The 22,796-nt window shown below is 52.1% G+C and carries 20 protein-coding genes; all 20 read left to right on the top strand.

The genetic code is table 11. The features are described 5' to 3' along the window. Positions 1–29: 29 nt before the first annotated feature. The 20 genes from purD to JN12_RS02285 all read left to right on the top strand — a co-directional run bounded on the left by purD (position 30) and on the right by JN12_RS02285 (position 22,795). Positions 30–1,304 carry a phosphoribosylamine--glycine ligase gene (gene purD / locus JN12_RS02380; protein ID WP_145017713.1) on the top strand — a complete coding sequence of 425 codons (1,275 nt, stop codon included), beginning with the start codon at positions 30–32 and terminating at the stop codon, positions 1,302–1,304. A gap of 106 nt (positions 1,305–1,410) precedes the next feature. Beyond that, positions 1,411–1,923: a 5-(carboxyamino)imidazole ribonucleotide mutase gene (purE, locus tag JN12_RS02375; RefSeq protein WP_145017711.1), complete on the top strand. Its 513-nt coding sequence runs from the start codon at positions 1,411–1,413 to the stop codon at positions 1,921–1,923. Between the two features lie 120 nt (positions 1,924–2,043). Continuing rightward, positions 2,044–2,316, top strand: coding sequence for a cytochrome c7 (locus tag JN12_RS02370; RefSeq protein ID WP_145017709.1), 273 nt, complete (start codon positions 2,044–2,046; stop codon positions 2,314–2,316). Between the two features lie 159 nt (positions 2,317–2,475). Continuing rightward, positions 2,476–3,834, top strand: coding sequence for a cytochrome c biogenesis protein ResB (gene resB, locus JN12_RS02365; protein ID WP_145017707.1), 1,359 nt, complete (start codon positions 2,476–2,478; stop codon positions 3,832–3,834). A 38-nt stretch (positions 3,835–3,872) separates the two neighbouring features. Next, a complete protein-coding gene (gene ccsB / locus JN12_RS02360; RefSeq protein ID WP_145017705.1) occupies positions 3,873–4,727 on the top strand; it encodes a c-type cytochrome biogenesis protein CcsB in 855 nt (284 codons plus the stop codon). A 299-nt stretch (positions 4,728–5,026) separates the two neighbouring features. After that, positions 5,027–5,890 carry a cytochrome c3 family protein gene (locus tag JN12_RS02355; RefSeq protein ID WP_170241820.1) on the top strand — a complete coding sequence of 288 codons (864 nt, stop codon included), beginning with the start codon at positions 5,027–5,029 and terminating at the stop codon, positions 5,888–5,890. Between the two features lie 30 nt (positions 5,891–5,920). Beyond that, positions 5,921–6,919, top strand: a complete 999-nt coding sequence (locus JN12_RS02350; protein WP_145017701.1) for a cytochrome c3 family protein — start codon at positions 5,921–5,923, stop codon at positions 6,917–6,919. Positions 6,920–6,981: 62 nt separating this feature from the next. Beyond that, a complete protein-coding gene (locus JN12_RS02345) occupies positions 6,982–8,082 on the top strand; it encodes a 6-bladed beta-propeller (RefSeq protein ID WP_145017699.1) in 1,101 nt (366 codons plus the stop codon). 320 nt (positions 8,083–8,402) lie between these two features. Continuing rightward, the gene (locus tag JN12_RS02340; RefSeq protein WP_145017697.1) at positions 8,403–9,140 is read left to right on the top strand and encodes a cytochrome c3 family protein; all 738 of its coding nucleotides are present in this window, start codon (positions 8,403–8,405) and stop codon (positions 9,138–9,140) included. Positions 9,141–9,547: 407 nt separating this feature from the next. Beyond that, a complete protein-coding gene (locus tag JN12_RS02335; RefSeq protein WP_145017695.1) occupies positions 9,548–11,755 on the top strand; it encodes a hypothetical protein in 2,208 nt (735 codons plus the stop codon). Between the two features lie 192 nt (positions 11,756–11,947). Continuing rightward, positions 11,948–12,922, top strand: a complete 975-nt coding sequence (locus tag JN12_RS02330; protein WP_145017693.1) for a glycosyltransferase family 2 protein — start codon at positions 11,948–11,950, stop codon at positions 12,920–12,922. 195 nt (positions 12,923–13,117) lie between these two features. Beyond that, positions 13,118–14,950, top strand: coding sequence for a beta-propeller fold lactonase family protein (locus tag JN12_RS02325; protein WP_170241819.1), 1,833 nt, complete (start codon positions 13,118–13,120; stop codon positions 14,948–14,950). 46 nt (positions 14,951–14,996) lie between these two features. After that, positions 14,997–15,692 (top strand): hypothetical protein, encoded by a 696-nt coding sequence (locus tag JN12_RS02320; RefSeq protein WP_145017690.1) that lies wholly within the window; start codon positions 14,997–14,999, stop codon positions 15,690–15,692. A 129-nt stretch (positions 15,693–15,821) separates the two neighbouring features. Next, on the top strand, positions 15,822–16,406 hold the full coding sequence (locus JN12_RS02315) for a class I SAM-dependent methyltransferase (protein WP_145017688.1): 585 nt from the start codon (positions 15,822–15,824) through the stop codon (positions 16,404–16,406). Between the two features lie 13 nt (positions 16,407–16,419). Next, on the top strand, positions 16,420–17,361 hold the full coding sequence (locus JN12_RS02310; protein WP_170241818.1) for a radical SAM protein: 942 nt from the start codon (positions 16,420–16,422) through the stop codon (positions 17,359–17,361). Positions 17,362–17,492: 131 nt separating this feature from the next. Continuing rightward, complete coding sequence (locus JN12_RS02305) at positions 17,493–18,824, top strand: ABC transporter ATP-binding protein (protein ID WP_145017683.1); 1,332 nt, start codon at positions 17,493–17,495, stop codon at positions 18,822–18,824. 22 nt (positions 18,825–18,846) lie between these two features. After that, positions 18,847–19,218: a RapZ C-terminal domain-containing protein gene (locus JN12_RS02300; protein WP_145017681.1), complete on the top strand. Its 372-nt coding sequence runs from the start codon at positions 18,847–18,849 to the stop codon at positions 19,216–19,218. After that, positions 19,215–20,870: a bifunctional glycosyltransferase/class I SAM-dependent methyltransferase gene (locus JN12_RS02295; RefSeq protein ID WP_145017679.1), complete on the top strand. Its 1,656-nt coding sequence runs from the start codon at positions 19,215–19,217 to the stop codon at positions 20,868–20,870. The genes JN12_RS02300 and JN12_RS02295 overlap by 4 nt, the downstream gene beginning before the upstream one ends. A gap of 112 nt (positions 20,871–20,982) precedes the next feature. Continuing rightward, entirely contained in the window at positions 20,983–21,858 is an 876-nt protein-coding gene (locus JN12_RS02290) for a sulfotransferase family protein (protein WP_145017677.1), read from the top strand. A gap of 202 nt (positions 21,859–22,060) precedes the next feature. Beyond that, a complete protein-coding gene (locus tag JN12_RS02285; RefSeq protein WP_145017675.1) occupies positions 22,061–22,795 on the top strand; it encodes a hypothetical protein in 735 nt (244 codons plus the stop codon). The last annotated feature ends 1 nt before the right edge of the window (position 22,796 follow it).

Below are 22,796 nucleotides of genomic sequence, written 5' to 3'. Positions count from 1 at the left end.
ATTAAGAAAACAGGAGACGGGGGATACCGATGAAAGTACTCGTAATAGGCAGCGGCGGGCGTGAGCACGCCCTGGTCTGGAAGATCGCCCAGTCTCCGTTGGTGGACAAGGTTTTTTGCGCCCCCGGCAATCCTGGGATCGGCCGGATCGCCGAGAATGTCCCCATTGCGGTGGATGACCTGCCGGGGCTGCTCTCCTTTGCCAGGCAGGAGGGGATCGGTCTGACCGTGGTCGGCCCCGAACTCCCCCTTTCCCTGGGGCTGGTCGACCTCTTTGAGGAGTACGGTCTGAAGGTTTTCGGAGCCCGGCGTAACGCGGCCCGGATCGAGGCCAGCAAGGCCTTTGCCAAGGAGATCATGCACAAATACAATGTGCCGACCGCCGCCTATGAGGTCTTCACCGAGGTGGAGCCGGCCATTGCCTTCATCGACAGGCTGGGAGCACCCATCGTGGTCAAGGCCGACGGCCTGGCTGCCGGCAAGGGGGTGGTGGTGGCTCAGACCCGGGACGAGGCCGTTGCCGCGGTGCGGGAAATGCTTTCCGGCAATGCCTTTGGCGATGCGGGCTCGCGGGTGGTGATCGAAGAGTTTCTGCGGGGCGAGGAGGCCTCGTTCCTCGCCTTCACCGACGGCAGGAACATCATCCCCCTGGCCAGTGCCCAGGATCACAAGGCGGTGTTCGATGGGGACCGTGGTCCCAACACCGGGGGGATGGGAGCCTACTCACCGGCGCCGGTGGTGACGCCGGCCATTCACGAGAAGGCCATGGTCGAGGTGATGCGGCGCACCGTCGACGGCATGGCGGCCGAGGGGCGGCCGTACCGGGGGGTCCTCTATGCCGGCCTCATGATCGACGGCGGCTCGGTCAAGACCCTTGAATTCAATGCCCGCTTCGGCGACCCCGAGTGCCAGCCGCTCCTGATGCGGATGAAATCGGACATTGTTCCGGTCCTGCTGGCGATTGCCGATGGCGATCTCTCCGGTGTCTCCATCGAGTGGCACGACAAGGCGGCGGTCTGCGTGGTCATGGCCGCGCCGGGATATCCCGGCGACTACCGGAAAGGGGACACGATCACGGGGCTCGATGCGGCTGCGGAGATTTCCGACCTCTTTGTCTTCCATGCGGGAACCGCGGAGCGTGATGGGAACTTCGTCACCAATGGCGGCCGGGTGCTGGGGGTGACTGCCCTGGGCGACACGGTACAGGGGGCAATCGATCGGGCCTACCAGGGGGTGGCGGCCATCAGCTGGGACGGGGTCCACTTTCGCGGGGATATCGGTAAAAAGGCCCTGGGGCGTTCGTAACTATCGCCAGCCGCAAGGCCGCTCCCAAGACGTTGGACGTAACGGACTTTCACGTTTTACATCCAGCGTCTTACGTCTCACAGAATATATTCACGAGGTAATCTGGATGAACAATGCACAAGTACTTATTCTGATGGGAAGCGACTCCGACCTGCCGGTCATGGAGGAGGCGGCCAAGGTGCTGACCGAATTCGGTGTCGGCTACGCCATGCATGTTTCCTCGGCCCACCGTTCGCCCCGCAAGACGGCTGCCCTGGCCGCGGGGGCGGCTGGACAGGGGATCAAGGTGATCATCGCCGGTGCCGGCATGGCCGCCCACCTGGCCGGTGTGGTGGCGGCGGAAACCGTGCTGCCGATCATCGGTGTGCCGATCGGCGGCGGGGCGCTGAACGGCGTCGATGCCCTCTACGCCATGGTGCAGATGCCGGGCGGCATTCCGGTGGCAACCATGACCATCGGCAAGGCCGGCGCAAAGAACGCCGGAATTCTTGCCGTGCAGATGCTGTCCATTGCAGACCCCGCTCTGCTGGAGAAGCTGGATGCATACCGGCAGCGGATGGCTGCCGAGGTGGAGGCCAGGGACAGCGAACTGCAGGTTCGGTTGCAAAAGTACCCGTGACGAATCTTAATGTCTTGATTTAGCGATATTTTAAGGTTTTTTTCTTGACAAACACCAGCACCATGTATAAATTTTGCACGCTTTAATCATTCAAGTCATCTGCAAGGAGGTAACACAATTATGAAGAAAATGGTAACCGCACTCGCCCTGACCCTCGCCTTCGCCGTCAACGCCATGGCTGCCGACGTCATCAGCCTCCCGGCCAAGAATGGCAATGTTTCCTTCCCGCACAAAAAGCACCAGGAACTGCTCAAGGACTGCAAGAAGTGCCACGAAAAGGGTCCCGGCAAGATCGAAGGGTTCGGCAAGGACTTTGCTCACAAGACCTGCAAGGGGTGCCATGAAGAAGGGAAGAAGGGCCCGACCAAGTGCGGCGAGTGCCACAAGAAGTAATCGTCTGATCATAATAACGGTTGCACGAAAAGGGGGTAACGAAAGTTATCCCTTTTTTTGTGCCACAAAAATCTGATTTCTTTTTCGGATCAATTTCTTATATAATCGCTGCTTGTGTCGAGGCAGGGGCCTCATTAACTTTATGGTAAGGAGACGGCATTGACCACCGGCAAGAAAGGCTTCCTTCAATCTCTCTGGGACTTTTTCTGTTCCCTGAAGCTGGCGATATCCCTGCTCATCTCGCTGGCGATCACCTCCATCATCGGTACGATAATTCCACAGGGAAACATCCCTCCCGAGTACCTGCAGACCATCAGCGAAACCAAGCTGAGAGTCTATCAAACCCTCGGTTTCTTCGACATGTACCACTCCTGGTGGTATATCCTCCTGCTCTACCTGTTCACCGTCAACCTGATCGCCTGCTCCATCAAGCGGCTGCCCCGGGTCTGGAAGATCATTTCCGAACCGACGCTGATCATGGACGAGAACTTTGAGCGCTCACTGGCCAACACCCATGAATTCAAGATGCAGGGTGATGCAAAGGGGATCGCTGAAAAGCTGAAGGCTGCCTTGCGGGGCCAGGCCTCGCAACCGGTGCTCACAGAACGGGATGGGGTGCTGTATCTCTTTGCCCAGAAAAATCCCTACTGCCGCCTTGGTGTCTATGTTACCCACCTGAGTATCATCTTCATCTTCGTCGGGGCGCTCATCGGCTCCTTCTTCGGCTACAAGGCCTTTGTCCAGATTCCGGAAGGAGTTGCCGCCGATACCGTGTACACCCGCACCGAAAAACCGGTCCCGCTCGGCTTTGCGGTCCGTTGCGAGAAGTTTACCGTCTCGTACTACAACACCGGGGCACCCAGGGAGTTCAAGAGCGTGCTGACCATCCTGGAAAACGGGAAGCCGGTTCCGGGGTATGTCAATATTCCGGTTATCGTGAACGACCCGCTCTCCTACAAAGGGATCACCTTCTACCAGTCCAGCTACGGCCAGGCCGAGGAGGGGGCGCTCCATCACCTTTCGGTACAGTCGCGGAGCGGCGGGCCGGCGGTGAAAATCATGGGGCGGACCGGGGAGCGGATTTCCCTGCCGGGCGGGGGGTACCTGGTCGTTGTCGAGGCAACCCAGAATGTCACCCAATTCATGCCCCAGTATTCCGGCCCCGCCGCCAAGGTAGAGGTTACGCTGCCGGGTAAGCAGCCGGAAACGTTTATCGTGTTCCGCGATCATCCCGAGGTCGAGCAGCAGCGGGGCGGAAGCCAGCTCATTGCCTATGAAGGGGGTGACGTTAAACTCTACACCGGTCTGCAGGTGGCCAAGGACCCGGGGGTTTGGATCGTCTGGCTCGGCTGTGCACTTATGGTTGCCGGCATCGGTATGGCCTTCTTCATGTCCCACGATCGCTACTGGGTGAGGATTGACGGCGGGCGCGTGGTCCTCGGCGGGAGCGCCAGCAAGAACCCGGCAGCCTTTCAGGGGAAATTCGAGGCCCTTGTCGGCAGAATCAAGCAGCTGTAGCGCATACTTCAGACCCTCAACACCGGGAGGAAATACGGATGTCCAGTTCCATGCTTTTTAACATTACGACCATTTGTTACATGGTCTCCATGCTGGTCTTTTTCGCCTTTCTCGCCACGAAGAGCAAGGGGGTGGGATTGGCGGGAAGCCTCGTCGCCTACGCCGGCTGGCTCATCCAGACGGCGGCCATCCTGCTGCGCTGGAAAGAGTCCTACGACCTGGGGCACGGTCATGCCCCGCTCTCCAACCTGTACGAATCGGTAGTGTTCTTTTCCTGGACCATCATCCTGATCTACGGCGTCATCGAGATGAAGTACAAATACCGGGTGGTGGGCGCTTTTGTCGTGCCGTTCGCGCTTTTCGGCATGACCTGGGCGCAGCTCGGGCTCAACAGCGGCATTGAGCCGCTGGTGCCGGCGCTGCAGAGCAACTGGCTCCTCTATCATGTCATCACCTGCTTCCTCGGCTATGCCGCTTTTGCCGTGGCCTGCGGCATCTCCATCATGTACCTGATCAAGGCCGGCCAGGAGACCGAGGCCGCGAATCCGTCGGCCGGCGGCATTATCGCCATGTTCCCCTCGACGCGAATTCTCGATGACCTGAACTACCGTTCGATCATGATCGGGTTCCCGCTGCTCACCCTGGGAATAGTTACCGGTGCTGCCTGGGCAAATTACGCCTGGGGTACGTACTGGAGCTGGGACCCCAAGGAGACCTGGTCCCTGATCGTCTGGTTCATCTACGCAGCGTTTCTCCATGCCCGGATCACCCGCGGTTGGGTCGGCAAGCGTGCCGCCTGGCTTTCGATCATCGGGTTTGCCGCCACGATCTTCTGTTACCTGGGGGTCAACCTGTTCCTCTCCGGTCTGCATAGCTACGGCGGCGGGAGATAGCCGGGAGCAGCAGAGCGAAAACGGATCGGGAGAGTGGTACATTTGCAGTGTCGCACATCATACGGCAGATTAATGACGCAGAGACGCAGAGACGCACAGAAGATCAGATGCAAGGCGGATTAACCGACTGGATGCACCGTCCGGCCATCGGAACGAGCAGGTTGTCTTTGCGCCTTGGCGTCTCTGCGCTACAGCTGCTTTTAGTGGTTGCACTGATCCTTGTGTTGGTGCCCTCAGTCGGGGCAGCTGAAGAGCCTGTCTGCAGGAGTTGTCATCCGGACAAGGTTTCCGGAGTTTCGGTGCACCCCTCGGCGACGGCTGGTGAATGCCTGGGGTGTCACGCCCTGGTGCCGGGCAGGCGGCACCCTCAGATGACCGCTTCGGTGCAGTTGGTCGAAGGCGGAACAAAGCTTTGTAAAACCTGCCACAGCACCTTCCTCGCCGGCAGGAGCGTGCATAATCCCGTTGCTGCCGGAGAATGCGGAGCCTGTCATGAGGTCCACCGCTCCCGCTTCAAAAAATTACTCAAATCGCCGGTAACGGAATTGTGCGTCACCTGTCATCACGCCGCGATCACCGGCAAGGTTGTCCATGCCCCGGTTGCCGCGGGTGACTGTCTGGGCTGTCACGAACCTCACCACTCTTCCAACCGTCGCCTGCTGAAGGAACGGGGCGCTTCTCTCTGCTTCAACTGTCACAGGAAGTCCATCGCCGAGGGCGAATCAGTCCACCAGCCGGTTGCCGAAGGCGACTGCATGGGGTGTCACACGCCGCATGCTTCCGCCGAAAAAGGGTTGTTGGTCCGTCATTACGCGGAGGGAATGTATCTTCCGTACAGAGACGACCAGTATGCCCTCTGCTATGGCTGTCATACCCCTTTACTGGCCCAGGAGGAGCGCACCCTCAGCCGGACCGCTTTTCGCAATGGCGACCTGAACCTCCATGCAGCGCATGTCAACCTGCCCGACCATGGTCGCTCGTGCAAAGTCTGTCATGATCCCCATGCCTCCTCCCAGCCATCTCTCCTCAAGCGGAGGATTACCGGGTATGGCCGATGGGAAATTCCCCTTTCCTATACCAGGGGGGTGGCCGGTGGGACCTGTATGGTTGGCTGCCACAAGACCAGAATGTACGACCGTCTTTCGCCGGTTATGAACGAATAGCTATCGAATCTGGGGTAACAGAAGGAATCCATGGGGCGGATAGTTCGCATACTGACATGTGCCGTATTGTTGATGCTGCAGGCCGGAGTAGCCCACTCAACGGTGTCCCTCATCTATCCCAGGGACAAGGGGTGGGTGGACCGGGCCGATCATCTGGTCATCAAGTTCAATACCCTGGATGCTACCCATGTCAAAGTGACGGTGAACGGCATTACCAGCGAGCCTCTGAACGTAGGCAGCTCGGAGTACCAGAGGCTTTTCCGGGATTTCCTGATCCTTCAGCCGCTGTGGGACAAAGGAAAGAATACGCTGCGGATTGACCTGCTGGCCGGCGACCGCCTGCTCGAAACCGCTACCGCCGAGATTTTCTATACGCCAAAAGACGTTCCCTTGCCGATTCCGGCCGAATATGTGCACAGCATTCTCCACCTGCCCGAGCAGGACGCCCTCTGTACGCCGTGCCACAACATGCGGCCGACAGCTGCCCAGGCAACTGCCGGTCCGGATCGGAACAATCCCTGCTTCACCTGCCATCGCCGCATGATGGACCAGAAACAGGTTCACGGCCCTGTCGGCTCCTTTTCCTGCGTGTATTGCCACTCGCTGCAGGGGCAACCCCGTTACGCAGCCACCAAGCGGGATGCGCTCCTGTGCGGAGAATGCCACATGGATATGGCGGCTAAACTCAAAAAATGGAAATATCTGCACGGCCCGGTTGCTGCAGGCTACTGCGAGGTCTGCCACGATCCCCATGGAAGCCCGAACCCGGCCCAGCTTCGGCAGCCGATCAACCAGCTCTGCCTCTCCTGTCACGAAGAGATCGGCAGAACGCCCCATGTCAACACCATGTCGCTGGGGGGGGCTAGCGGACACCCGTTGGGTGAGCGTCAGGACCTCAATCCGAACCGGAAGGGGAAGACGCTTTCCTGTGCGTCGTGCCATAACCCCCATGGAGCTGATGTCCGCTACTATTTCCAGAGCAATACCGACGACCGGATGATGCTGTGTCAGTTCTGCCACCGCAAATAACCGACCAATGTACGATGAAGCCGTTAGCATAGAAGCGCGAGATACGAAAAGGAGTGAACGCCATGAGAAACATACTTTTCAGGTTGATGCTGTATGGTGCGGTCGCAGTCGTACTGGCCGGCACGCTGGGCGGATGCGCAACCACAACCCAGCAGGTGCAGCAACGAAGATACTTCTTCCCCCGTCTCCCGGAGCGGCCCCGCTTTGAATGGCTGAACGCCTATATGGATGACAGCGCCTTTCAGAAAAAAGGCGGCCTGAGCAGTTTCCTTGCCAATGTTGTCGGCGAGGAGGTCGGCATTGCCCTTGATAGTCCGCTCGACATCAAGGCTGCCCCGGATGGGCGGGTATTCATCACCGACACATCCCTTCCGGGAGTAGTGATTTTCGATCTTAAAAAACAGAATGTCCGTTTGCTGGGTGAAGAGAAAGGGCAACGACTTTTTGTACGGCCTACCAACATCGCCTTGGACGACAGCGGCAACCTCTACGTGCTGGATGTGGACCGGAAAATGATAGCCGTTTTTGACGGCGCCGAACGGCCGGTCCGCGAAATCGCCTACGCCAACACCATGAAGAGCGGCGGCGCGCTTGCCTGGGACCGGCAGCGCAAGAGACTTCTCTGTGTCGATACCAGGGGGGATACGGTGTACTTCCTGACCTCCGAGGGGAAGCTGATCGGCAGTTTCGGCAAGTCCGGCGATCAGGACGGTCAGTTCAACCGCCCCTCCTCTATTACCATCAACAGTAAAGGGGAGATCGTTATTGCCGATGCGTTCAACGCCCGTATTCAGGTCTTTGACGGCGACGGCAAGTTCCTGCGCAAGTTCGGGGTGCGCGGCGATAACCCGGGTGAGTTCCAACAGATCAAATCCGTTGCTGTCGACTCCGAGGACCATGTCTATGTGACTGACGGCAAAGGGAACAAGGTGGAGGTCTTCAGCACAACCGGCGACTATCTGCTCACCGTCGGTGCCCGCGGGTCCGTGCTGGAAACGGGACGCAGCGTGCCATACGGCTTTCTCATCCCACAGGGGATCACGATTGACGCCAATGACGTCATCTATGTGGTGGATTCCATGAATAAGCGGTTCCAGGTCATCCAGTACCTGTCCGACGACTTCATCAGGAAAAATCCGATACCCGGCTTCGAATTGAAGTAGCCCGCTCCGTCATTAAGCGGCCGGGGAGACGCTATTTGGAATGCTCAAATTTGTGTTGGCTAATTTTTGGGTTGGTGATTTGGCGGTAGGTGGTGAGCATACTGCGTACCTTTACGCACTGACTCAGTTGCTCCATCTTGGCGGCTGTAGTGATTATAGGTAGATAGTCTGGTTGTGGTTGGCTGGCATTAATTGTGCTAAGACAATAGCGATATAGCGGGTTATTTAAGGCGGGGACGTTTGGCATACGGATTGCTGAATCTGAACCAGCATTAATAAGGTGGGCCACCAAGGCCAAAAACAAAAAAGGAGAGAAGAAGATGAAGAAAGCACTAGCACTCATCGCAGCCGCAGCACTCGTCGCCATGGCCAGTACCGCAGCCCTGGCCATCGACCCGAACACCGCCCCGGGCAAGTCGATTGTCTACTCCAAGCACAACCTGTCCAAGACCGGTACCGGCAACCTGCACAGCACAACCGGTACCCAGATCTGTATCTACTGCCACACCCCGCACAACTCCTCCACTGCCGGCGGCCCGATCTGGAACCGCAATCAATCCCAATTCACCATTACCTATCAGTTGTACTCCGGTCTCGGCATGCAGAACATTTCCAACAAATCCGGCTTCACCTCGGACAGTATCTCCCTCTTCTGTATGAGCTGTCATGACGGTAGTTCCATGGGTGGCACCATGCTGGTCAACATCCCGACTGCCCTTCCCACAGTGGAAGCAACTGCGCTTACCTCCTTTACGACCGGTCTCCCCGGTACTGCCAAGGCCAACCTGCTCAGAGGCGGCACCGATGGTTCCGTGCTGAAGACCACCCACCCGGTTAACTTTGAATACAAAAATGGCGGTGGCGATCTTTCCACTGTTACCACAAACTGGATTAACGGTCTCCAGGGCACCAAATTCCCGCTCTACAAGTCGGCCCGTTCCGCGACCCAGAGCTTTGAGTGCTCCAGCTGTCACTCGGTTCACGACGACTACAACAACCCGTTCCTGCGTGACACCAACGCCGGTTCCAAGCTCTGCCTGGGCTGCCACAACAAGTAAGCCGGGCAGTTGCTGGATGTCGAAAAGGAGGGTGGGCAACCACCCTCCTTTTTATTGTTAGACTTCTTGCTTCCACCGGCAAATCGTGTTACATCCTCTCCGCCTTGTCGTAGCTGGTTGCCCGGTACGGTTTTATCCGGCAGCCTGGTTGGTGGCGCATTGCACCTGAACATGCGACGCCGGGGTCGGGCTTTTGCCGGAATGGTCCGTGAAAAGAACGGATTGCGGCTAAGAAGAGGCTCATTATCTCGTTTTAGTGAGCGGGAATCCCTTGCCAGTAATGGGGAAAAGATGAAGTCGCTGCGGATGGTACTCGTTGGGTATGGTCGTTGCACTGTTGATGGCAGTAACGCGGCAAGTAGCCGGAACTATTCTTCTGCGAGCCTTGAGGTGTGGAGAGGATGGCAATGAAGATGCTCAAACGTGCGACGCTGGTATTGATTGGCGGGCTCACCGTGCCGATGATCGTGGCAATGCCCGTCAGTGCCCGCGTTGGCGACGGTCATGTGACACGTCAGGGGCTTTCCGGCAGTGCAGAGCTCGGCTATGTCAGCTACGATGCCGCGGAGAACGGCCGCAAGGTGCTGGAGGCCAGCACTTTTGTCCAGAAGTATTCCCTGCTGTATCATATGAACGGCAAGGCGCGCATCGAGAGCCACGCCAGTTACAATCTTTCCGTTGGCTATGAATGGTCGTCCATCGATGCCTCGCTCAGCCACCCCGGCGGCGGGACCGACCAGTCCGTGCGCAGTGGCCGGCCCCTCTTTGATGGTACTTTTACCCTTAACCCCCCCACCTCGCCGTTCGAGCTCACAGCATACAGCCGCGATATTAATAACAACAGTTTCGTAAACGACACCTTGCCGGAGCTGAGCGACGGTAGGCGGATTATTGCGCCGAATCTTCCGACGGATATCAGTCAAAGCGGAACCAATATCGAGAGCGGGGTGAACCTTGTCATCGCCAACAAGGACGGGCGCTCCCGGGGCACGTTCGGCGACCTCCTGGCCGGAGTTCCGGCCATTTATGTCAACTATTGGGACCTGGTAAGCCGTAACACGCAAGGGGGGGCCAGGCTCGATTCGCGCTCCAACCGCTTCAGCGTTTCCGCCGGCGGCATTGGCGATACCTGGCTGCATTACCAGAGCAACCGTTTCACCGATAACTACCACCCTGATAATAGTTATGACAGAACCAAGATCCTGTTCGGGACGATAAACCAGTATCAGCGTCGCAAATGGATACAGTTCACCAACTGGATCAAGTTGTCGGCAGACGCACGTTTCGAGCAGGTAAAATACGGTGCTTCCGACAAGAACGAGGAAGAGTTCGACCTGAACATTTTCGGCATGGCCACACGGCGGTTGTGGGAGGCCAAGTTCTTTTCGAACTACAACCGCAAGATTGTCGGAGGAGGGGCACCCGAAGAGATAGTGCGGCTGCCGCTTTACGTCAATGGTGTTCTGGGGGCGGACACCGACTGGAGTTTTTCCGTTTCGGCCACCGAGCAGCACTCCGGTGGAGGGGTATCGCAGGAATCCCGGTCGAGTGAGGACAATCTGTCCGCACGGCTCAATACGTTCAAGCGCAGTCCTTTCACGTTGACATCTATCCTTTCTCTGATCAATAAATCGGATTCCGCAGGAGGGGGTGAGGTTGGCGGGGACCTGACCCTGGAGACCGTCAGCACCTCCCGTTTTGCCAGAACGCTGAACATGGCGGGCAGCTATGCGCTCCGCACCCGATACAACCGGGGGAACGGAGAGTACAGTTATAACCAGGACCTGCTTATGCACACCTATTATCAACCGTCATCCCAGTGGAAACTCTCCCTTCGGGAGACTATCACCCAGGGGAAGAACGACGCTGCCTCCACCACCAGCTTTACGAGTTCCACGGTTGCCCAGAGCCAGAACCCCCTTAGTACCGTCACCAACCTGACTACCCCGTCCTCGAATTTCCTGCGCCTGTCCACAACGGCTTCCGTTGCCTGGACACCGGTTGCCCGCTTTACCGCCGACCTGTCAGGCACGAACTATCTCCAGTTCGAGTCCAACGGCAATGACACCATGTCCAACTCTGTCTCCGCAGGCGTCAGTTACACGCAGCCAACCTATGCTGCCAGCTTGGGCGGATCCGTGGCCATGCAGGATAACGGGGACAAGGATATCCAATTCAATTCGCGAATTGTCTACAAGCCCAACCGGACCGTGGAGGCCACTTTTCGCGGGCAACAGAATCAGCGGGAGAGCGCCGGGACCACCTACAAGTTTGTAGATGCCGCGCAGCGGCTGACCTACTATATCTGGGGGAGCCGCGGCGTAAGCCGGAAAGTGGCCGACCTCTACGAGGAGATGGCCTATCTCCAGAACAACGGTGAGACACCGAGGAAGGCCCTGACCCTGGCCGGCACCTACTACCTGTATGCCCGTATCTCGTTGAACGGCCGCGCCACCTACACTCTTCAGAACGGAGATCTGACCCAGGCATACGGGCTCGGTCTCGCTGCGAACATGAAGCTGCTCGACGCAACGGTCGACTACACCTATGCAAAACGTTCGTCCGACAAGCGCGTGGAGAACCGCCTCGCGGCAGCGCTCAAAAAGAGTTTCTGACGGTTGGGCACAACAGAGAAGCCGAGGCGGCCGGGTAATCCCGGCCGTTTTTCTATACATGCGGCGTAACTCCCCCTCACCCCCTCTTAACTTAAGAGGGGGAATGCAATCCACCTCCCCTTAAGATAAGGAGAGGCAGGGAGGGGTTATGAGGGGGGATATCCTTGCGGTCTTGCGTTACCAATGCCCTTCATGACTGACAGCCGGCCCACCATCTCCATCATTCTTCCGGTCAAACCAGGCGGTACGGTCCGGGCACTCGTACCTCTGCGTGACGTCACGTATCCGGCCGACCGCTACGAGGTCATTATCGCGGAAGGGAGACGGCCCAGCTGCCAGCGGAATCGGGCGGCAGCCGAGGCACGGGGCGAGATACTCTACTTTCTCGACGACGATTCGCTCGTCGAGCCGGACAATCTGGAGAGGCTCGCACGTCATTTCACCGATCCAGCTGTGGCAGCGGTCGGCGGTCCTTCGCTCACGCCGGACAACGACTCCCCGCTGCAACAGGCATTCGGTCTGACGCTTTCATCGCCGCTCGGCGGCGGGAGCGTGCGCAATCGCTATCGCCGGACCGGTATGGTGCGGCGTACCGATGACTCCGAGCTGATCCTCTGCAACCTTGCCTTCAGGAAGAAGGTCTTCATCGACTCCGGCGGTCTGGACGAGCGCCTCTACCCCAACGAAGAGAACGAGCTGATGGACCGGCTCAAGGCCGGGGGGCACGCTCTGCTCCATGATCCCGACCTGGCCGTACATCGGAGCCAGCGGGCCACGGCCGGTGCCTATCTCCGTCAGCTGTACACCTATGGCCGGGGCCGGGGGGAACAGACCCGCATTACCCGGCAAGGCAAAATTGCCAGTTTCCTTCCAGTATTCTTTCTGGTATACATTATAACGCTTTTATTTAGTATGTCGCCGTGGCCCGTCTGGTGGCCGCTTGTCGGTTACCTGGCATTGGTTGCCTGTCAAGCGGTCGTGGCCGGATGCGCGGCTCGCCTCGTCGGCAGCGGATTGCATCTGCTCTGGACCCTGCCGGCACTTCATCTTTGCTATGGGGCGGGGATGGTTGCCGGCCTCTGCTGTCCCCGGTATGAGCGGGACGGCAACGGAGAACGGGCGGTGCAACTCAGGGTTGTCAAGGCGTTGGGACAACCGAGGTTGTGAAACGGCCACGTTATTTGACGTAGCTTTGCGGTCATTCGGAGAGATTTTGCTTCAATGCAGTTGCCGGGCCGGCCAAAATGTCGAGGGAAATTAGCCGTCTCACGTGAGCGGTGAACAGTCAATTGGCTTGGCGTAATTTTTGCTGAAATGTTGAAAAGATTAGAGCGTATTTTCGCTATGCCTGAGGAGGACGCTATGTATTTCAGGTTACTGGTCACCATGTTTAGTCTGCTGATGTATGCGGGCCTTGCCTCTGCCGCCCCGTTTGCATACATCGCAAACAGTGGGGGCAATTCCGTAACGGTGATCGATACTGGTGCCGTGCCGCCCGTCGCGACAGCCACAATTCCGCTGCCGACCCCGAGCTATCCCTATGCCGTAGCCGTGAGCCCGAATGGTGTCCATGCCTATGTCACCTGCCAGGATTCCCTGAAGATCGCCGTCATCGACACTGCCACCAACACGGTTGTGAAGACGCTGAACACTTCTCTCAAGCCTGGTGGATTGGCGGTGAATGCCGCGGAAACACGTCTCTACGTGGCTGACAACAACAATAACACCCTGACCGTGATCGATGTCAGCAAGCTGTTCGATACCGGTGCCGCAGCCGAAGTGGCCAAGGTCACGCTGGACAGCAAGGTGGCCGTATCGGTGCCCGAAGGGGTAGTGATCAACGCCGCCGGCAACACGGTCTACGTGGCGAATGCCGGTACCGGCAAGGTTGCGGTCGTCAATGCCAACGACGTCACCGACGTCTACACCAAGGCCGGCGAGATTGCGCTCGATCCGGGCGACTACCCCATGGGGATGGCGCTCAGTCCGGACGGTGCCAAGCTCTATGCGGCCAACTTTAACTCCGGTAGCGTTGCGGTGATCGACACCGCCACCAGGGCGCTCAAGGTCAAACTCAGCGTTGCTACGGCCCCGGTCAGCGTGGCTGTCAACCCGGTGGCGGCCAACAAGTTTGCCTATACCCCGAGCAGCGTCCTTGACAAGGTGACATTCATTAATACCGGGTCAACGCCTAACGACACGGTTCTGACCACCCCTGCCCCCGTGGTTGGTTCTCAGCCCTGGGGAGCTGCGGTGACGCCAGACGGCAGCAAGCTCTACATCGTCAACTACCAGGCCGGTACCGTATCGGTACTCGATGCGGTAACCGGTAGCGTTCTTAACTCGGTGCCGGTTGGCGTCAAGCCGACCAGCATGGGTAACTTCATGAGCCCGGCCTATCCGTATGTGGTGAATGCCAGTATCGACGCCACCGGCACCGGTACCGGAACCGTAGCCCCGGGTGTTGGCGCCATTCCGGTGACCGCCTATGGTCGCTCCTTCTACTTCACTCCGGCAGTCGGTTCCGTTGTCGACAGCGTCACCCTGAACGGTGTTGCCAAGGGGGCGGGGACCAGCATTGACATCACTAATATCACCGCCAACCAGACCCTGGTGGTCAAGTTCGCCACTGCTGCCAGCAAGAATGTGCAGCCCCTCACCGTTGAGCTGATGAACCTCGGCGGACGGGTCTATACGACTCCGACCGGTATCGACATCACCAGCGGCATCATGACAGCCGAGTACCCCACCGCCAGCCAGGTGACTATTAACGCCGACTTCACCCAGTATCCGGGTCGTTCCATCGCCTCCTGGGGCGGGGCCTGTGCCGGTGTCTCCCCGTTTGTGAGCAGCTGTACCGTTACACTGAATGCGGCAACGAACGTCCAGATCACCTTCCAGAACAAGCCGCCGCAGGACAAGGTCATGATCGCCGAGACCGGTGCGTATATCGGGACCATCGGCGCGGCCCTTCAGGCAGCAGCGAACGGCCAGACCATCAAAGTGGTGAAGAATTACGACACGCTCTATCTGGTTGACAACATTGTGGCCAACTACAGTACGGCCCAGGTGACCCTGAGCGGCGGCTGGGACGACATGGGCTTCGCGACCCGGACCGCCGGCAACTACACGCGACTTGGTTCGTTGACCATCCAGAGCAACGCTATCGTTGCCGACATGATTGTGATCCAGTAATCTCACGAAGAACTAAATACTAGATCGGAACAAAAGGGAGGACGTTATGAAGACAGTCGGGAAAATGGTACTCACTTTGGTGGCACTGCTGAGCATCGCGAGCACTGCCTCGGCGGTGGATAAGCTGATTGTGAATAACTCTACCGGGACGCCGGTGTTTAAGGTGGATGATGCTGGAAACGTAACTGGACCCAATATGGTGTTCAATAACAGCACCAAGACCTTCGGATTCGGAACGTTAAATCCTTTGTCTGCGTTGCATTTGACCGAATCAGCACCTACCGCAGGTCTAACACGAGGCCTAACGATTGCACAGCACACTACTGATATTGCAGCTGCCGTTATTGCAATTAATAGAAGTAGAGGCTTGGAGGCAACTCCTTCAAATCTTCAAAATGGTGACAATATAGCTGCTTTTCATGCAAAACCTTATGATGCCACTAACCTTTCAGGCAACTGGTATATGCCTACAGCATCATTTATCTTCGGGGTAGACGGTGCAACTAGCAATGGGGTAGCTCCTACGGCGATGTCATTCTGGACAGGTTCAAATGCTGCAACCCGTCTGGAGCGCTTCAGGATCACCAGTGATGGCAGATTGAGAATATCGAATCAACCTGCTGCTCCGGCAAGCAACGCCCCTTGTACTGTTGGTGACATGATACTTAGTCCGTCAACCGGTTTCTTGTACCTGTGTACAGCTACTAACTCATGGATGAGGACAGCATTCACAGCATATTAATAGTGTAATTATTTGTGTTTTAATGCTAATAGTGCAAAAATTGTGCTTTAATACTAAAAAGGGGAGGGCTTATGAAGCCTCCCCTTTTTAAGTGGTCAATCTTCAGTTTTATTTCCAAAGGAGGATTGCTTGGAACAATATCTTAAAATAATCATGTCTATTGAGCATAGTAATACTTCTGCTGCAGAGTGCGCAAATCTCTATACGTTAGCTCGTAACATAAATAAGGGCTGTATTGTAGAAATTGGAAGTTATCATGGCCGAACAAGCGTAGCCTTGGCCTTAGCTGTCCAAGCGACAGGTTTATCAATACCAGTGTATTGTATTGAGCCGCATGATTATTCAAAAGGAATATTTGGACACGAATTTGGCTCTAAAGACCGAGTTCAATTTTTTCGTAATATGTTAAAAGCAAATGTAGTTGAAACTATTCGTCTTGTAAATTTGTCTAGTTTAGAAGCTTCAAAGGCATGGGACACCTCTAAGCCGATTTCATTATTATGGATCGATGGCGATCATACTTACGAGGGTGCAAAGATTGATTTTGATTGTTGGGAATCGTTTGTTCCTGTAGGTGGAATAATTGCTATACACGACACATTACCGCCATTTACAGGCCCTAAGCAGATAGTTGATGAAGCATTAGCATCAGGCAGGTATCAGCAGATTGATCAAGTAGAGAGAAATGCAGTGTTGGTAAAAGTTAAAGCTTAAAAGGATAATATTAGTGAGTGTATTTGATAGTAAATTTATAATTGACTTGGTTACCCCTGAAATCACTAACCAATGTAACTATTCGTGCTACAGTTGTCCTCATAGAAGTCTCGATAGGGCGATTGGCAATATGAGCGTTGATCTATTCAAGAAAATATTTAACGATTGCCAGAAAAATACCAAAGAATTATGCATAGCTTTTTTTGGCGAACCAATGCTTCATCCTCAATTTATGGATATCTTGGCATATATGAAGGCTAAACGAAGTAGCCTTTACCTATCAATCAATACCAATTTGTCATGTGCCACACGTGAAATACTAAATGCATTAATTGATGTTCCTTTCAACCAAGTTCGCTTTAGTGTAGATGCTGCAACACAAGAAACTTATAGAATTGTACGTCCTGCAGAATTCGCTCTAGATTTAGAGGGGACTAGATATGAAGGTAACCGCCTAGACCTGATCGATGAAAAAGTTCGATGGTGGCATTCTCTTTCAAATCATGTATCAACCAGGCATGTCTATACAGTAAGTTCAATTAATATTGATGAACTACCTTTGTATGTTGAGAAGTGGGTTCCATTATTTGGCACAATGGATGAATTAAGAGCCAAACGTTTGTTGACTTATGGGGGCAAGATCTCTGATCCACTTCTAAAACCTCATCCTTGCAATGTTTGGGGTCAGCGCTTTGCCGCAATAGATTGGCAAGGGAATGTTTCCCCATGCAATCTAGACACTGAAATGGAATTGACTATTGGAAACATCAACGATGCAACTCTTGAAGAGTTATTCAAATCCAAAGCCTGGGAAGAGACACGAAGTCGCAGTATATTGGAAAAGGAATCTCCATGCAGAGAATGTATTGATTCTAATGCTTGGGCGGAAGATCGTAATCTGGTTCTCAAGTCTGGTGATAAATGGGATGCTTCATACTGGAAGCGTTTTCGTTAAAATCCATTGTGTACAAATTTTCTCCTTCGCCTTTGTAGCCCCAAATAGGTCATGTTATATCCCAACTTATGATTCTGTGACATGAGAAGCCTGATTTCAGGACTATTATTGCCGTAAGACTGGATGTATTGATGTCCAAAGACACTGTAATAAAAGTAGAAAGTCTTTCAAAAGTATACAAACTTTATAACACCCCTGTTGATCGCCTGAAGGAATCACTTCACCCCTTGCGTAGGCAATATCACCACGATTTTTATGCCTTAAAAGATGTCAGTTTCGAGGTCAATAAAGGTGAATCCGTAGGCATCATCGGCAAAAATGGTTCTGGTAAATCTACGTTGCTGAAAATCTTAACCGGTGTGCTTACACCTTCTATCGGCAATGTTACTGTAAACGGCAAGGTATCAGCCCTATTAGAACTTGGCGCTGGGTTCAACCCAGAGCTCTCTGGAATCGAGAATGTCTACTTCAATGGCATGCTCATGGGATACACGCGTGATGAAATGGAAGAGAAGTTAGATGTTATTCTCTCCTTCGCCGATATCGGCGAATTCGTATATCAACCGGTAAAGACCTATAGCAGTGGAATGTTCGTTAGGTTGGCGTTTGCTGTGGCAATCAATGTAGATCCGGATATTTTGATTGTGGATGAGGCGATGAGTGTTGGCGACATAAAGTTTCAGAGGAAGTGTTATTCAAAAATTGAGCAGTTCTCTAATTTGGGGAAAAACATATTATTTGTTTCACATGACATCAATAGCATAAATATGCTTTGTTCTAAAGCACTATTAATGGATAGTGGGGCTATTAAGATGTATGGAGTGCCTAAAACTGTCACTAGAACCTATCAGGAAATGATGCTCGGTGATGACATAGTAAGAGATAAAGTCGATAATTTTGAAAACGAACTTAACAATTTTGAGCGTATTTGTGGAGTTGATAATTATAGTTTGGATATTAGAGAAACAGCGGTGGCAGCCTGCGATTTAAAAGTAAAGCGGATAGCAGAAGAAAAGTTAAAAAACTGGAATGGAACAAAAAAGGCCGAAATTATCGATGCAGGAATAAGAGACATACATGGAGAATTAGTTACTACTCTAACAACAGGGGATCGCTATACTTTGTTTGCGAGAGCAATTGTTTATGGTGATCTTGATGCAATATACTTTGGGTACCCAATTAAAGACGTTAAGGGATTATTTTTATTTGGTGTCAATAGCTATATTCAAAAAATTGAAATAAGACAACTAAAACATGGAGATCTACTTGAAAGCTTAGTTGACATCCGTATGTGGTTGGCACCGGGAAAATATTTCTTATCTTTTGGTTTAGGGACAGTCGAAACTAATTATGATTTGCTAGATGATCAAATTTTATTTACTGTGGTAGGTGACTGCTTACAACATCCAAGTTCGATAGTGAATCTCGAGCCAAAGGTCAGTGTAAGAAATATTCATTCTTGAAAACATATTCAGGGCGGTAAACATGTCAAGAAAAGGCAAAGTATCTGTGAAGCTTATGTCATTCGGGTTTAAATATGGTATCCCTAATGCTAATTACTATTTCGATGTTGGGTTTATCAAGAATCCGGCAAGAGAATCGAAATGGGGTTTTTTTGCAGTCCCTGATGATGAAATGCGTGATTACGTTTTGCAGCAACCTTCAGTTATAGAGTTTCTAAAATATGTCGTGCCTCTTATAAAAATGCTTGCTCCATTGGATCAGTCACAGGTTTTTGCATTCGGTTGTAATTCAGGGCGACATAGGAGTTATATACTGGTTGAGGAGATTTCCAGACAACTCAAAGAACAAGACGTTGCAAATAAAGTGGTTCACCGGGAGGAAGAGCCTTCATGATTAATATTGCTAGCAGGATTTGGGATTCAAAAGGACAGTTACTGCCCATTTCTTTTGCAGAAAAACCTGTCAAGGATGTTGCATTTGTTATTGTCAATCGTGATCGGCGCGATTTGACCGATTACCTTTGCGCGCAGATCCTCGCATTCAGCAATGAAAGTAATCTGACATTTGACCTTTATGTGGTCGATATCGGCTCGCAACCCGAAGGACGAAGCCCCTATACAACAATCGAATATGAAGATACCCATTTCCGTGGGAAATGTTACGCACACAACGTTGGCATTCGCCAAGCAGCAGTAGCTGCCAACTATCGTTACTATTGGGTGATGATGAATGACCTTCGTTTTGATGGCCAACCGTTGGCCATGACTCGCATGGTGAAACTTATGGAAGAACATCCTGAGTTGGGGCTTATGAGCCCAACCAATGTGGGTGTAGGAAAGGAATATCCCGGCGCATGTCCTCAAATCGGGCAAGATTTTCGCAAAGTCGCTGTCTGTGAATATTTGTCACTTATGGTGCGTGGAGAGGTGTTACGAGAAGTCGGTTTCTTAAATCCAGATTTTCGTTACTGCTGGGGAGCTATTCACGAATTATCATATAAAATTTATTCTACAGGGAAATGGGCACTGGCTTATTGCGACATTGTACAGTTTGAACATCTCGGAGGCACCACTTATGGGAAGACTAAAAATGTGGTGAGTCGTCAAGAATACGAAGATAGCGCAAGGAAGTTTGCAGCGAACTACTTTCTTGAACATTACGGTCGTGATTGGGATGAGAAGTTTACCAAAGCGCTGCCACAAGATGTAACTCAAAGGGAGGTCTACACGTTTCATCGTAATTACTTTGAGTCCGTCTTCCCGCCAGAGGAAGTCAAATACATGCATCCTATCCCGGTTGGGCAGTCGCTTGAAGGGCAAATAGAGGCACTGAATCCTTGGTATTATCCTCTTAGGATTGCTGGCATTGAAGTCGTGCCAGGAATAGGTTCTAGGGAGTCAGCAGAAGGCTTGAGAAGCCGTGTACAGTATATGGGTAAAATATGGATTGATCTGGTAAAGGAGCGATATGATTTCCACGGGAAATCTCTTCTTGATATCGCAAGCAACTGTGGGTACTGGTCATCAAAGTACGTGCAGTTAGGCGCCTCGCGGTTTTTAGGGGTTGAAGGCCGTTTGGACACAGTGCGTCAGGGACAACTCTTCTGGGAACAAAACCGTATTTTACCTCAAGGTGATTGGGAATTTATTCATGGAAATGTCTGTGATCTGGAAACTTGGGATAAGATTCGTAGACGTGGTCCATTTGATTTCACTCTCTGCTGTGGGATTTTGTATCATATTCCCAATTATGAGAACCTACTAGAGTTTCTACGGTCGATGACTCGTGAAGCAATTCTAGTTGATACGAGGGTTGAAGAGGAGGAAAAATATATTCAAGAGCCAGGTGGTTGGAAATTCGATGGCATTGCTGAAACTAGTTACAAAAAAGTGCCGAGTCTGAAGCGATTGGTGTCAGTACTGGAAGGTCTAGGATTCAAGCTAGAGGAGTTGACAATACCAGACCCCGTACCAATAGGATTGTTACACTTAGACGACTATAGTCAGAAACGCAGGGTTACATTGCTGGGGCGACTTGATATTTAGACATATCATATAGTTATCGATGCTATTTATAGATTGTAGTTAGTTAATTGTTTTGATTGCGCAAGAGATAGTCGCAGGAATAAATTAATTTAACCTTTTAACGGTGGAAGATATGATCAGTTTTTTTAGATCGCGAAAAAAAATTAATATAGATCATCTGAAAACTAATATTATTAATAAACCACTCGTCCCGATTTTTATTATCGGAGTTCTTAGGTCTGGAACAACATTATTAAGAATTATCCTTGACAGTCACAGCAAAATTGTAGCGCCATCAGAAACACCTTGGATACTTGGTGGTTATGGCGATAACTCAGTACGACAATTATCTCAGTTTCTTGTAGATGATAAATGGGGTCCAGTGCAAAATCTGCCTGATGTTGATGAAAATATTATACTGCATGCCACAAGATGTTTTATATCTGAAATATTTACTCCAATAATTCGTAATAAGAATAAAGATATCCTGGTGTTAAAGACACCGCAAGATATAAAATATCTAGAATTTCTCCTTTCTTTATACCCCATCTCTAAATATATACATATCTTTAGAGATGGAAGAGATTCAGCCTGTTCTCTAGTGGAAAATAAGAGTCAAGTCTTTGGAGCAATAGATGATTATGGTGAATTGAACCATTTAAATGCTTTTAAGCGTTGGTACGACTGGGAGCTGAAGATAAGGAAACTGCTCGATGAAAAAGATAAAATAAAAATAAGAATCAAGTATGAAGACCTTGTTACTAAGCCTGAAAGTACTTTGAAAGTAGTATGCGATTTCATCGGGGTTGATTTTGAACCTGAAATATTAAATTACAGTAAATTTAATCATACGCTCCCAAAGTGGGAAGCTGGAACATACGACCTTGAACATAAGAAAAGCATCGATGATAGCAGTATTGGTAGATGGAAAGAACATTTTAAAGATGAAGAAACAGTTTATATTCAAAAACATTATGGGAAATTTTTAAAATCCCTCGGTTACACCTAAGCTACCGATGTTATCAACTCCAATATTGTTCATCATATTCAATCGCCCAGAAACAGCTTCACAAGTATTCCAAGCGATCCGCCAGGCACAACCTCGACAATTGTTCATTGCCGCTGATGGCCCACGGGATGCTGTTGTGACTGACAGGTTACGTTGTGAAGAGACTCGAAAGGTCGTTTCATCAATTGACTGGGAATGTGACGTGAAAACATTATTCCAGGAACGAAATCTCGGTTGCCGCTTTGGCCCGTCCACCGCAATAAGCTGGTTTTTTGAAAACGTTGAAAAGGGAATTATCCTTGAGGACGACTGCCTTCCTGACCACAGCTTTTTCACGTATTGTGAAGATTTGCTGAACCGTTATCACAATGACAACAGGATATACTCTATAAACGGTAGCAATCTAGCCTATTCCGGATGTGAATTCAGCTACTGCTTTTCGCGGTTCATGAACATGTGGGGTTGGGCTACCTGGAGGAGGGTGGCTAATAAGATCGATTATGACTTGCTGTATTGGAAAAAAATGAAATTCAGGAAGCTATGGCTGTATCGAAAACTTAATGTCGGCAATTACTTTGAACTGGATATCAACTGGATACAATACTGGGATGAAAGAATTTCATGGTTACTCGACGGATTTGCGACATGGGATTACCAATGGGTTTACCATCAGCTGAAATACAATATGCTTTCAATCATACCTTCAAAAAACATGGTCACGAATGTCGGCTTCGGTGAGAACGCAACGCATACGCATGATCCGAATTACCCTACGGCACGTTTGAAATCGGAATCTATGGATTTCCCACTGCGACACCCTTCTGAAATCAAGAACGACAAAAAATATCTTGATGAAATAGTGAAAAAGGTATGGTGCTGTGAATATCAAAAAGAGGCACTCTTTAATTTACTTGTAAGAAAGTTTTTCAAGAGGTAAC

The organism is Geobacter argillaceus, assembly GCF_007830735.1.
In the GTDB taxonomy this organism is placed as follows: domain Bacteria; phylum Desulfobacterota; class Desulfuromonadia; order Geobacterales; family DSM-12255; genus Geomobilibacter; species Geomobilibacter argillaceus.
Note: the sequence above shows the minus strand (reverse complement) of the source record. Positions and strands in the feature narration are given on the sequence as shown.

Coding starts and splice junctions, on each gene's coding strand:
- JN12_RS02345 (WP_145017699.1), top strand. CDS start 6,982: ATGAGAAACATACTTTTCAGGTTGATGCTGTATGGTGCGGTCGCAGTC.
- JN12_RS02325 (WP_170241819.1), top strand. CDS start 13,118: ATGTATTTCAGGTTACTGGTCACCATGTTTAGTCTGCTGATGTATGCG.
- purE (WP_145017711.1), top strand. CDS start 1,411: ATGAACAATGCACAAGTACTTATTCTGATGGGAAGCGACTCCGACCTG.
- JN12_RS02295 (WP_145017679.1), top strand. CDS start 19,215: ATGATTAATATTGCTAGCAGGATTTGGGATTCAAAAGGACAGTTACTG.
- JN12_RS02305 (WP_145017683.1), top strand. CDS start 17,493: ATGTCCAAAGACACTGTAATAAAAGTAGAAAGTCTTTCAAAAGTATAC.
- JN12_RS02335 (WP_145017695.1), top strand. CDS start 9,548: ATGAAGATGCTCAAACGTGCGACGCTGGTATTGATTGGCGGGCTCACC.
- ccsB (WP_145017705.1), top strand. CDS start 3,873: ATGTCCAGTTCCATGCTTTTTAACATTACGACCATTTGTTACATGGTC.
- JN12_RS02300 (WP_145017681.1), top strand. CDS start 18,847: ATGTCAAGAAAAGGCAAAGTATCTGTGAAGCTTATGTCATTCGGGTTT.
- JN12_RS02370 (WP_145017709.1), top strand. CDS start 2,044: ATGAAGAAAATGGTAACCGCACTCGCCCTGACCCTCGCCTTCGCCGTC.
- JN12_RS02340 (WP_145017697.1), top strand. CDS start 8,403: ATGAAGAAAGCACTAGCACTCATCGCAGCCGCAGCACTCGTCGCCATG.
- JN12_RS02350 (WP_145017701.1), top strand. CDS start 5,921: ATGGGGCGGATAGTTCGCATACTGACATGTGCCGTATTGTTGATGCTG.
- purD (WP_145017713.1), top strand. CDS start 30: ATGAAAGTACTCGTAATAGGCAGCGGCGGGCGTGAGCACGCCCTGGTC.
- JN12_RS02290 (WP_145017677.1), top strand. CDS start 20,983: ATGATCAGTTTTTTTAGATCGCGAAAAAAAATTAATATAGATCATCTG.
- JN12_RS02330 (WP_145017693.1), top strand. CDS start 11,948: ATGACTGACAGCCGGCCCACCATCTCCATCATTCTTCCGGTCAAACCA.
- JN12_RS02320 (WP_145017690.1), top strand. CDS start 14,997: ATGAAGACAGTCGGGAAAATGGTACTCACTTTGGTGGCACTGCTGAGC.